Below are 11,196 nucleotides of genomic sequence, written 5' to 3'. Positions count from 1 at the left end.
GCTGCGGCCGCGGCCGCGCAGGTCGACGGCGGCGAGTGCGCCGCCCGAGGCGGCGAACCGGCCGGCGGCCGGGCCCCACGCCAGGTGCGACCCGGTGATGCCGTGGACGGCGAGGACCGACGGCGTCCCCTCGCCCCAGATCCCCACGGTGAGGTCGCCGCCGGGGACGGCGACGGTCGTCCTGCGATACCCGCTCATGGCGCGCACCCTACTCCGGCCGCCGTCACCCCAGGGGGTCGCCGTGGACCTGCCGGCCCGCGAGGAACGTCGCGTCCACCGTCAGGTCCCCGATCTCCTCCGGCGGGACGCGGGTCGGGTCGGCGGAGACCACGGCGATGTCGGCGTACTTGCCGGGCGCGAGGGAGCCGGTGACGTCGTCGGCGTGCAGTTGCCAGGCCGCGTCGATCGTCTGCGCGCGCAGCGCCTGCAGGACGCCGATCCGCTCGCCGGTCCCGTACGCGCGGCCGAGGCGGGACGTGCGGGTCGCGGCGACGGCGACGTTGTGCAGCGGGTTCGCGGGGGTGACCGGCGAGTCGTTGTGCAGGGAGACCCGCATCCCGGTGCTCAGGGCGGTGCCGATCGGCGCCCACCGTCCGGCGACGTCCGCGCCGAACAGCTCGTCCAGCACCTCGCCCCAGTAGTAGATGTGGTCGGGGAACAGGCTGCACGTGACGCCGAGCGCGTGCGCGCGCCGGAACTGCTCGGGACGCATCGAGCTCGCGTGCTCGATGCGCAGGCGCCGGTCGTCCGCGCGGCCGGCGAGCATCTCCTCCCAGACGTCCAGGACCTGCTGGACGGCCTCGTCCCCGTTGGCGTGGCAGGCGAGCTGCCAGCCCTGCGCGTAATAGGCCCGCGAGATCTCCAGCAGTTCGGCGGCGCTGTAGTTCGGGGCGTGGCGCTCCCCGGTGGACAGATAGGGGAACGACGCGGCGAGGTTCCCGGTCCACGGCGATCCGTCCGCCCAGGTCTTGATGCCGATCTGGCGGATCAGGTCGTCGCCCGCGCCGGGCTCGGCGTCGCTGCTCAGCGCGGGCGTCGACACCTCGTAGAGGCGGAGCCGGGTGGTGAGCGGGACGTTCTCCAGCAGCGGCCGGGCGCCCGGGTCGAACGCCATCTCGCTCATCATCGTCACGCCGCGCGCGTTCACCCGCGCGCACTCCGCCAGCAGGGCCGGAGCGGCGTCGGTGACGCCGTCGCGGAGATGCCTCGTGACCATGGAGATCGCGGCGGGCCCGTACGCGGCGCCGGCCGGTTCTCCGGCGGCGTCGCGGCGGAACCGCCCGCCGGGGGGATCCGGTGTGGTGGGGGTCAGTCCGGCGTGGCGCATGGCCACGGAATTGAAGAACACCGCGTGACCGGAATTGTGCATGATGATCAGCGGGGTGGCGGGGGCCAGCCCGTCCAGCCAGGAGAGCGTCGGCTCCGGAAGTCCTTTCTGCAGCAGCGGCTCCCAGCCGTTGCACACCGTCACCGGACGCGTGGCGACGGCGTCCCGGACGGCGGCGAGCACCTCGTCCGCCGTCGGCAGGACCACCGGCCGGATGTCGACCAGCGCCGGGCTCTGCACGGTCGCGTCGCCCAGGAAATGCCCGTGCGCCTCGACGAACCCGGGCAGGACGCAGCCGTCGACGTCCACCACGCGCGTGCGGGGACCGCGCAGGCCGTCGAGGTCGTCGCCGACGGCGAGGACGCGGTCCCCCCGCACCGCCAGGGCCCCGGCGGACGGCCGGGCGTCGTCCATGGTGAGGACGCGGCCGCGCAGGATGAGGTCGGCCGTCATGACAGGTACGCCAGGGCCGCGCCGGTGAGGGCCGTCGTGCCCGCCCGGACGGACGCGTCCGGATCGGGCGCGAACAGGGAGCTGTGGTTGCCCGGGATCGTCGCCAGCTTCTCCTCGGGCCCCTCCCCCGGCGCTTCCATCCACGCCTGCAGCGGCGTGCCGCCGAAGAACCAGAAGTCGGACGGGACGGCGGTGCCGCCGTTGTGCTCGGCGAAGCCGAAGACCGAGAAGTCCTCGCTGCCCATGAGCGGGCCGTGCTCGATGACCGCCTCCGCGCCGAACAGCTCGGCGTGCACGGCCGACACCCGGGCGTCGGCGTCGGCGTCGTTCACGGTCAGCGGGAAGTCGCCGGACACGGCCAGCTCCGGCGGCCGGGGGCAGCCGGACGCGGCGCACTCGGCCTCGGCGATCCGCCGGATCGCGGCGAGCACCTGGTCGCGCACCCGCGCGGACTGGCTGCGGAAGTTCAGCGCCACGTGCGCCTCGTCCGGGATCACGTTGGCCTTCGTGCCGGCGCGGAGCATCCCGGCGGTGACGACGACGGAGTCGCGCGGCGACACCTCCCGCGACACGATCGTCTGCAACCGCGTCACCAGATGCGCGGCGGTGACGACGGGGTCGACGCAGGTCTCGGGCGCCGAGCCGTGCCCGCCCCGGCCGAAGATCCGCACGTCCACCGTGGTCGCCGCGGACATCATCAGGCCCGGGCGGTGCACGATCGCGCCCGCCGGGAACGCGCCGACGTGCTGGCCGAGCACCGCGTCGGGGCGCGGCAGCCCCCGCCACGCCGCGTCCCGGACCATCGCCAGCGCCCCCTCGCCGAGCTCCTCGGCGGGCTGCGCGACGACCAGCAGCGTCCCCGACCAGAGCGCGGTCCGCCGGGCGAGCGCCTCGGCGGCGGCGATCAGGCAGGTGACGTGCACGTCGTGCCCGCAGGCGTGCATGACGCCGGGGACCGTGCTGGCGTAGGGCAGGCCGGTCCGCTCGGCGACGGGCAGCGCGTCCATGTCGGCGCGGACGAGCACGACCGGGCCGTCCCCGTTGCGCAGGACGCCGGCGACGCCGGTGCCGCCGACGCCCTCGGCGACCTTGTATCCGGCGGCGTGCAGCCGCGCGGCGACGATCCCGGCGGTGCGGTGCTCCTGCCAGGAGAGTTCGGGGTGGGCGTGCAGGTCGCGGTACAGCTCCCCCAGGCCGGCGGCGTGCTCGCCGAAATCGCTGAGGGTCTCGCGGGTCCGCTCCGCGGCGCGGCTGGTCACCTGGTCTCCTTCGGCGGCAGTGACGGCGCGCTCGCGAGCAGCCGTCGGGTGTAGGGGTGGGACGGGGCGGCGTAGACGTCGCCCCGCTCGACGATCGCTCCGCGGTGCATGACCGCCACGGAGTCGCTGACGTGCCGGACGACGGCGAGGTCGTGGGAGATGAACAGCATCGTCAGCCTCAGCTCGGCGCGCAGCCGGGCGAGCAGGTTCAGCACCTCGGCCTGCACGGAGCAGTCCAGCGCGGAGGTGATCTCGTCGGCGACGACGACCTCGGGGCGGGCGACGAGCGCGCGGGCGATCGCGATCCGCTGCCGCTGGCCGCCGGAGAACTCGTGCGGGTGGCGGCGGGCGGCGTCGGGTTCGAGCGCGACCATCTCCAGCCCGGCGGCGATCCGGTCGGCGTGCGCGCGGGGGTCGGCGCGGCGCGGGTCGATCGCCTCGGCGAGCGCGCGGCCGATCCGCATCCGGGGGTCGAGGGAGGAGTTCGGGTCCTGCGAGATCAGCTGGACGCGGCGGCGCGCGGCGGTGAGCCGGGCACCGCGCAGGCCGGACACCTCCGCGCCGTCCAGCAGGATCCGGCCGGACCGGGGCCGGACGAGCCCGACCATGGCCTTGGCCAGCGTCGACTTCCCCGATCCCGACTCGCCGACGAGCCCGACCGTGGTGCCCTCCGGAACGGCGAGGCCGACGTCGTCCAGGACGGTGTGGGCGCGGCGCCCGTGCCCGAAGACGACGGTGACGTGCTCGGCGACGAGCTTCCCGGCGGCCGGTTCGGCGGCGGCGGACCTCTCTGCGGTGAGGGTCATGAGGCGGTCTCCTCCACGGTGAGTCCGACGGCGTGGCAGGCGGCGCGGTGGTCCGTGCCGACGGCGACCGCGGCGGGCCGCTCCTCGGCGCACCGCGGCATGACGAGCGCGCAGCGGGACGCGAACGCGCACCCGGCCGGGCGGTCGGCGGGCGCGGGCGGACGCCCGGGGATCGTCGTCAGCTCCCCGTCCCCGTCCCCGTCGAGGCGGGGCGTGGCGTCCAGCAGCGCGCGGGTGTAGGGGTGGCGGGCCCGTCCGGCGGCGAGGTCGGCGACCGGCAGCTCCTCGACGATCCGCCCCGCGTACATCACCAGGACGCGGTGGCACAGCGACGCGATGACGCCGATGTCGTGCGAGATGAACAGCATCGCGGTGCCGTCGCGGCGGTTGGCCTCGCGGAGCAGCTCGAGGATCTCGGCCTGGACGGTGACGTCGAGCGCGGTGGTCGGCTCGTCGGCGATCAGCAGCCGGGGGCCGGTGAGCAGCGCCGAGGCGATCATCGCGCGCTGGCGCATCCCGCCGGACAGCTCGTGCGGGTGCTGCCGCAGCCGCGCCTCGGGGCGGGTGATCCGCACGGCCTCCAGCGCCTCGGCGGCGCGCTCGCGGGCGGCGCGGCGGCCGAGGCCGCGGTGCCGGCGCAGCACCTCGGTGAGCTGCCCGCCGATCCGCAGCGCCGGGTTGAACGACGCGGCGGGGTCCTGGTAGACGACGCCGATCTCGGTGGCGAGCCGGTCGGGCGCGGCTCCGGCGAACAGGTCCAGGTCGTCCAGCCGCAGGGTGCGGGCGTCGGCGGTGACGGTGTCGGGCAGCAGCCGGGCGACGGCCATCGCGGTGAGGCTCTTGCCCGATCCGGACTCCCCGACCACGCCGACGATCTCGCCGGGGCGGACGGTGAACGACGCGCCGTCCACCAGGTCGGCGGCGCCCGCGGACACGCGCAGGCCGGCCACGGTGAGCAGCGCGCCGCCGTCCTCCGGCGGGGCCGCGACCGGGACGGACGGCCTCTTCGCCCGCCCCGAGATCGTGATCCGGTGCGGGTCGGCGCCCGCCGCGAGCCCGTCGCCGACGAAGCCCGCCAGCACGCCGGTCAGCGTGATCGCGACCGCCGGGCCGAGGGCCTCCGCCGGGTTCGTGTAGAGCGCGTCCAGGCCGGTGTTCAGCAGCGCGCCCCAGTCGTAGGACGGCGCCTGCACGCCGAGCCCGATGAACGACAGTCCCGACAGCGCCGTCAGCGTCCCGGCGAACGCGACCGACAGCAGCACCAGCAGCGGCTCGGCGATGTTCGGCAGCAGGTGCCGGACGAGGATCCGGTGCGGCGGGACACCGAGCAGCCGCGCGGCGGCGACGAAGTCGCGCCCGGCGACGGACGCGGCGAGGTTGGCGGTGAGCCGCGCGAACGCTGGGCTCCACGCGACGCCGATCGCGACGACGGCGGCGACCGTGCCCGCGCCGAGGTTCGCGGCGACGGCCAGCGCGAGGATGATCGCCGGGTACGACACCATCACGTCGATGAGCCGCAGCCCGATCTCCCGCACGCGCCGGCCCGCGACCCACACGGCGGTGCCGAGCAGGATCCCGATCGTCCCGGCGATCGCGGTCGCGGCCAGGGTCATGAGGAGGGTGAGGCGGGTGGCGACGAGAGTGCGGGCCAGGACGTCGCGGCCGAGCGCGTCGGTGCCGAGCCAGTGGTCGCCGGACACGCCCTCGCGGGCGGCGCCGGACAGGTGCGTCGCGTCTCCGCCCCAGGCCAGCGGGGCGACGACGGCGAGGACGGCGATCAGGCCGAGCGCGGCCAGCCCGGCGGCGAGGCCCCGGGACGAGCGGATCATGAGGTGCTCCTCGCGGTCAGCGTGCGCGGGTCGAGCAGGCCGAGCAGCACGTCGATGAGCAGGTTGAGCAGGGCGGCGAGGATCCCGAGGACCAGCACGGTGCCCTGGATGACCGGATAGTCGCGGTTGATGATCGCCTGCACGACGCGGCCGCCCAGGCCGGGCCAGGCGAACACGCTCTCCACGATGATCGTGCCGCCGAGCATCGCGGTGAGCATCAGCCCGCCCATGGTGAGCGTGCTGGTCAGCAGGTTCGGCAGCGCGTGCCGCGCGTACAGGGCGAACGGCGGCAGGCGGCGGCCCCGCGCGGTCCGCATGTAGTCCTGGTTCAGCACCACCGCGGCCTCCCGCCGGACGATCCTGGCCAGCACGCACGTCGACGGCAGCGCCACCGCCACCACCGGCAGCACCAGCGATGCCAGGCTGGACGCGCCGGCGGCGGGCAGCAGCCGCAGCGTGATCGCGAAGACGAGGACCAGCAGCGTGCCGAGCACGTACTCGGGGGTGGCGCCGAGCAGCCCGGTCGCGAAGGTGAACGCCGCGTCCAGCCGGCGCCGCCTCCCGCCCCGGGTCGCGACGGCGACGGCCATGCCGAGCGGCACCGCGACGGCGAGGACGAGCAGGATCGCCAGCAGCGCCAGCTCCGCGGTGAACGGCAGCCGGCCGCCGATCACGTCCGCGACCGGCTCGCGGGTCTGGAACGACGTGCCGAGGTCGCCGTGCAGGAGCCCCGAGACGTACGAGCCGAACCGAGCGGGCAGGGACCGGTCCAGGCCGAGCTCGTGCCGGAACCGCTCCACCTGCGCGCCGGTCGCGTCCGTCCCGGCGAGCGCCCGCGCCGGGTCGCCCGGGATCAGCTGCACCATCAGGAACGTGACCGCGACGAGGGTGACGAGCACGCCCGCCAGCCCGGCGAGCCGGCGGGCGAGGAACCCGATCCACGGGTTCCGGGCGCGGCCGCCGGCCTTCACCGGCGCCGGGACCTCCCGCACGGCGGCCGTCATCAGCCCTTCACCCGGAACGAGGTCGGGTCGACGGCCCCGGCGGCGACGACGGCGTCCGCGGTCTTGCCGAGCACGAAGGCGACCGGCACGGTCGACAGCGGCACCACGTCGTCCCGCTGAAGCAGCGCCTTCTGCGCCTCGCCCCACGCGGCGCACTTGCCGGCCTCGTCGGTGGTGGCCATCGCCTTGGCGAACCCCGCGTCGAAGCCGCCGTCGCGGATCCCGCCGAAGTTGCGGCCCTCGGGCGGGTTCGGCCCGGTCAGCAGGATCGCGCCGGCCGTGAGCGTCCCCTGGAAGTTCAGGTGCGCCATCACGGTGACGTCCCAGTCGCCCTTGTTGGCCAGGACGTCGGACGCCCAGGTGGCGTTGTCGACGTTGCGCAGGGCGACCTTGGCGCCGGCGGCGCGCAGCGCCTCCTGCACGTAGGTGTTGCCGGACCCGCCGGCGACCCCGTTCGTCCCGCTGAGCTTGACGGAGACGCCGTCCAGGGCCTTCTTCGCCGCCGCCGGGTCGGTCCCGGTGACGAGGGAGCCGTCGGTGTTCGCGCACTGGGCGGTGCTGTCGCTCCAGCTCTTCATCACCTCGCCCTTGCCGCCGTAGACCTTGTTGAAGGCGGCGGGGTCGAGGGCCTGCGTGACCGCCTTGCGGAACGCCGGGTCGGCGCCGGGGTGCCCCTTGCGCTCGTTGAACACGACGAACATCCGCAGCAGCGGCTGGACGTGGACGTGGTAGCCGCCGCCGGCGAACCGGGCCGCGTCGGGGCCGGTGAACGCCGCGTAGTCCAGCTCGCCGGTGCTGAGCTGGTTGGCCGCGGTGCTCTCGTTCGACACGATCGACAGCCGCACCGTGGACGGGCGCTCGCCCGCGGGCACCGCCGCCTTCTTGTAGGCGGGGAACGCGTTGTAGCCGTCGCGGAGCTTGAAGGTGTACTGCCGGCCGCGCTGCGAGTCCGTCAGCGTGTAGGGGCCGGTGCCCGCGCCCGCGACCGGTCCCTGGCCGAGGGCCTTGGGGTCCTTGAGGCCGGGCGGGCAGACGATGCCCGCGTTGGTCATCGACATCGCGGGCACCAGGTCCGACCACGGCCGGGCCAGCCTGACGGTGACCGTGCGGGCCGCGTCGTCGGACGACACGGTGACCTTCGCGCGGGGCCCGAACGCCAGCCCGGTCCCGGCGGCGCCGGTCTTCGGGTCGGCCCACCGGCGCAGCGACGCGGCGACGTCGCCGGCGGTCAGCGGCTTGCCGTCCGAGCAGGTCAAGCCCTCGCGGAGGGTGAAAGTGGCCGAGTCGGGCTTCGCGGTCCACCGTTCGGCGAGACCGGGCACGACCGACTGGTCGGCGTCGCGGTAGACGAGGGTGCCGAACTGCATCCGGGCGAAGGAGTAGTCGGTGGCGGCGGTGCCGAGCGCCGGGTCGAAGGTGTTGGCGTCGGAGGTCACCGCGTACCGGAACGGGCCGCCGCCGCCCGCGGACGGTTCCGAGGAGGTCGTGCAGCCGGAGGAGATCAGGACCGCGGCGGCCGCCAGCGCGGCGGCCGGGACGGCGGAGCGGAAACGGGCCATGGGCTTCTCCCGGGGGAACGAGGAGGACGGTGGGAGCGGTGCAGACCAGGATCGGGTCCGGCGCGAAATCTCGAGTAGATTGCACGAATGCCGCGTGAACGCCCCCTCGCATGCACGGAATCGGCGCATGGATGAGCTCGACCTGGCGCTGGTGAACGCGCTGCAGCACGACCCCCGCGCGTCCTGGGCGCGGCTCGCCCGCCCCCTCGGCGTCGACGCCGCCACGCTGTCGCGCCGCTGGGCGCGGCTCAGCGCCTCCGGCGAGGCGTGGGTGACCTGCTACCCGGGGGCCTCGCAGCTCGACTTCGGCGCGTTCGCGCTGGTGGAGGTCGGCTGCCTGCCCGGCGCGAACCAGCGCATCGCGGCCGAGATCGCCGCCGACCCGTGCACCGGCAGCGTGGAGCACACCACCGGCGGCCGCGACCTGCTGCTGACCGTCAGCGCCACGAGCGTCGCCGCCGTCAGCGGGTACGTCCTCGACCGGCTCGGCGCGCTCGACGGGATCACCTTCACCCGCACCCACCTCAGCCACCGCCTGCACCGCGAGGCGAGCCGGTGGCGGCTGGACTCGCTCAGCCAGGACCAGCGCCGCGACCTGGAGCGCGGCAGCGGCACCGCGACCGGGCAGGAGCCCGGTCCGCTGCGCGACGACGAGGTGGCGGTGCTGCTCGCGCTCGCGGCGGACGGCCGCCGCCCGCACACCGCGCTCGCCGCCGAGCTCGGCATGCCGGAGGCGCGGGTGCGGCGCGCGCTCACCGGCATGCTGTCCAGCGGGCGGGCCGTGCTGCGCTGCGAGGCCGCGCACTGGCTGGCGGGCTGGCGGGTGACCGGCATGCTGTGGCTGGCGGTCCCGCCGCCGCGGCTGCAGGCCGTCGCCGACAGGATCGCGACGATGCGCGAGGCCCGTATGGTGTGCTCGGTCGTCGGCCGCGCCAACCTCATGGTCAACGTCTGGGTGCACGGCATGCACGAGCTGGCCGCCTACCAGGCCCGGCTCGTCTCGCTGTACCCCGAGATCGAGATCGTCGACCAGTCGGTCACGCTGAAGTGGATCAAGCGGGTCGGCCGGCTGCTGGACGAGCGGGGCCGCGGCATCGGCTGCGTCCCGCTGGACCCGAGGAAGACCGCGCCCTCAGGCGCGGTCGCGGCGGGCCCGGCGGCCGCGCCGGATCACTTGCTCGGCTGAGGCGTCTTGCAGTGGACCTTCGGGTTCGCTCCCACGTAGTTGAGCGGGCCGGCCACGATCGTCACGAGGACCGTGCCGACCTCGGCGCAGCTGGCCTTCCGGTCGTCGTAGTAGTGCCGCTGGCCGGCGGCGATGGCACCGATGACCAGCCAGATCAGGACGATGGCGGTTCCGACGCGCACGGCTGCCTCCGGGGGGACGGGGCCGCCGCGCTCTCCTGGTCGGGTCATGATCGGCGGCCGGGGGTGTGTGTGGTGTGCCCACTCGGAACCGGACCTAACGCCCCGGTCCGGAATGTGCCGCCTTCCATACGGCTCCGCCCGCGCGGCGGACCGGACGGCGAGCGGGCGCGGGGAACGGCGGGCGGCGGGAACGGGCGGCGGTCTACGCTCGTCGAAACGTGTCGGACCACCCACGAGCACGGAGGACGGACATGGGCGACGACGTCGAGCACGACAGGTCGGGCCAGCTCAAGCAGATCGAGAGCGGGCTGCTGCCCGGCGAGCAGGTCATCGCGGTCTACGACGCGATCGGCACCGGCACCGGGTTCGTCGGCCTCACCGACCGGCGGGTGATCATCCAGGACAAGAGCTTCGCGGGCAAGAAGTACGCGATCACCAGCATCCCGTACTCCAAGATCACCTCGGTCAGCGTGGTCAGCAACAGGTCGTGGGCGGGGCCCTACTTCTCCTCCGGCTCGATCGCGATCAACGTCGGGACGATCTCCTACGAGGTCGAGTTCCGCGGCGCCGACAAGAGCCACCACGTGCACAACGTGATCCTGGACTTCATCTCCCGCTGACCGCCTCCGCGCCGGAGCCGGTGCCCGGTCCCGCACGGGCCTCGCGCCGGCCCCCGCCGCCCGGACCGATGGTGGCTTTCCGCGACGTCGGACCTGCGTACGGTGATCGCGATCCACTAGACTGGAGGCTCCTCGACCCACCCCCGCTCCCAGTCGAGGGGACACCATGACAGAGCGTCCTTCCCCCGGCCCCGGCTTCTCCGGCGCCGCCCTCAACCGCATCTACGACTACTCGCTCGGCGGCAAGGACAACTACTGCGCCGACCGCGCCGTCGCCATCGAGGCGTTCGGCTCCTTCCGGGCCGCCCGGCTGCTGCCCCGCGAGAACCGCAAGTTCCTGCGCCGCGCCGTCCGCCACATGCTGGACGAGGGCGTCCGCCAGTTCCTCGACGTGGGCTGCGGCCTGCCCGGCAAGGGCAACGTGCACGAGGTCGTGCACGCCCGCGACGCCGCCGGCCGGGTCGTGTACATCGACATCGACCGCGTCGCCGTCGTCCACTACCAGGCGCTGCTGCACGCCGTGCCGAACGCGACGGCGGTGCACGGCGACGCGCGCAAGCCGCACGCGATCCTCGCCGACGCGGAGGTCACCGCGCTCATCGACCTGAGCCGCCCCGTCGGCGTGCTGATGACCGCGACGCTCGACGCGATCCTCGACGAGGAGGACCCGGAGGGCATCGTCCGCGCGTTCACCGACGCGATGGCGCCGGGCTCGCACCTGGCGATCTGCGACTTCGCCGACGACGCGATGACGTCCTGCGAGCGCGCCCTGCAGGACCGGATCCTCACCGAGAACGGGCTGGTGTTCACCGCCCGGCCCCGGTCCCGGATCGCCGCGTTCTTCGACGGCCTGGACCTGGTCGACCCCGGTCTCGTCCCCGCGCCGGAGTGGCGCCCCGACCGCCCGCACGAGCCCGCGACGGGCTGGCTGGTGGCGGGCGTCGGCCGCAAGCCCTGACCCCGGCGGCCGC

General features: G+C 74.8%; 10 protein-coding genes and 1 pseudogene. 3 read left to right on the top strand and 8 right to left on the bottom strand.

Going from position 1 to position 11,196, the window contains the following annotated elements; genetic code table 11:
- From ABZ914_RS36980 to ABZ914_RS36950, 7 genes and pseudogenes are all read right to left on the bottom strand, one after another.
- A pseudogene (locus ABZ914_RS36980) lies at positions 1-198 on the bottom strand (alpha/beta hydrolase); the annotation flags it as partial.
- Between the two features lie 25 nt (positions 199-223).
- Positions 224-1,780: an amidohydrolase gene (locus ABZ914_RS36975; protein ID WP_500198998.1), complete on the bottom strand. Its 1,557-nt coding sequence runs from the start codon at positions 1,778-1,780 to the stop codon at positions 224-226.
- Positions 1,777-3,039, bottom strand: coding sequence for an amidohydrolase (locus ABZ914_RS36970; RefSeq protein WP_500198996.1), 1,263 nt, complete (start codon positions 3,037-3,039; stop codon positions 1,777-1,779). Before ABZ914_RS36970 ends, ABZ914_RS36975 begins: the two co-directional genes overlap by 4 nt.
- Positions 3,036-3,845 carry an ABC transporter ATP-binding protein gene (locus tag ABZ914_RS36965; RefSeq protein WP_500198995.1) on the bottom strand — a complete coding sequence of 270 codons (810 nt, stop codon included), beginning with the start codon at positions 3,843-3,845 and terminating at the stop codon, positions 3,036-3,038. The genes ABZ914_RS36970 and ABZ914_RS36965 overlap by 4 nt, the downstream gene beginning before the upstream one ends.
- Positions 3,842-5,674 (bottom strand): dipeptide/oligopeptide/nickel ABC transporter permease/ATP-binding protein, encoded by a 1,833-nt coding sequence (locus ABZ914_RS36960; RefSeq protein ID WP_500198993.1) that lies wholly within the window; start codon positions 5,672-5,674, stop codon positions 3,842-3,844. Before ABZ914_RS36960 ends, ABZ914_RS36965 begins: the two co-directional genes overlap by 4 nt.
- Complete coding sequence (locus ABZ914_RS36955; RefSeq protein ID WP_500198992.1) at positions 5,671-6,678, bottom strand: ABC transporter permease; 1,008 nt, start codon at positions 6,676-6,678, stop codon at positions 5,671-5,673. Before ABZ914_RS36955 ends, ABZ914_RS36960 begins: the two co-directional genes overlap by 4 nt.
- Positions 6,678-8,237 (bottom strand): ABC transporter substrate-binding protein, encoded by a 1,560-nt coding sequence (locus ABZ914_RS36950; RefSeq protein ID WP_500198990.1) that lies wholly within the window; start codon positions 8,235-8,237, stop codon positions 6,678-6,680. The genes ABZ914_RS36955 and ABZ914_RS36950 overlap by 1 nt, the downstream gene beginning before the upstream one ends.
- A gap of 127 nt (positions 8,238-8,364) precedes the next feature.
- On the opposite strand from ABZ914_RS36950, the gene ABZ914_RS36945 reads away from it, so the two are divergent.
- Positions 8,365-9,423 (top strand): Lrp/AsnC family transcriptional regulator, encoded by a 1,059-nt coding sequence (locus ABZ914_RS36945; protein ID WP_500198988.1) that lies wholly within the window; start codon positions 8,365-8,367, stop codon positions 9,421-9,423.
- Here ABZ914_RS36945 and ABZ914_RS36940 read toward each other — a convergent pair.
- A complete protein-coding gene (locus ABZ914_RS36940; RefSeq protein WP_433246882.1) occupies positions 9,408-9,605 on the bottom strand; it encodes a hypothetical protein in 198 nt (65 codons plus the stop codon). The two genes, ABZ914_RS36945 and ABZ914_RS36940, sit on opposite strands and share 16 nt — an antisense overlap.
- Before the next feature lie 251 nt (positions 9,606-9,856).
- On the opposite strand from ABZ914_RS36940, the gene ABZ914_RS36935 reads away from it, so the two are divergent.
- Both ABZ914_RS36935 and ABZ914_RS36930 read left to right on the top strand, forming a co-directional pair.
- Positions 9,857-10,225, top strand: coding sequence for a PH domain-containing protein (locus ABZ914_RS36935; RefSeq protein WP_190863549.1), 369 nt, complete (start codon positions 9,857-9,859; stop codon positions 10,223-10,225).
- A gap of 166 nt (positions 10,226-10,391) precedes the next feature.
- Complete coding sequence (locus tag ABZ914_RS36930) at positions 10,392-11,183, top strand: SAM-dependent methyltransferase (protein ID WP_433151551.1); 792 nt, start codon at positions 10,392-10,394, stop codon at positions 11,181-11,183.
- Positions 11,184-11,196: the final 13 nt, after the last annotated feature.

The sequence above is a fragment of the Spirillospora sp. NPDC046719 genome, assembly GCF_040645715.1.
GTDB lineage: Bacteria > Actinomycetota > Actinomycetes > Streptosporangiales > Streptosporangiaceae > Spirillospora.
The sequence above is the reverse complement of the archived record's forward strand: the minus strand, read 5'-3'. Positions and strand labels throughout refer to the sequence as shown.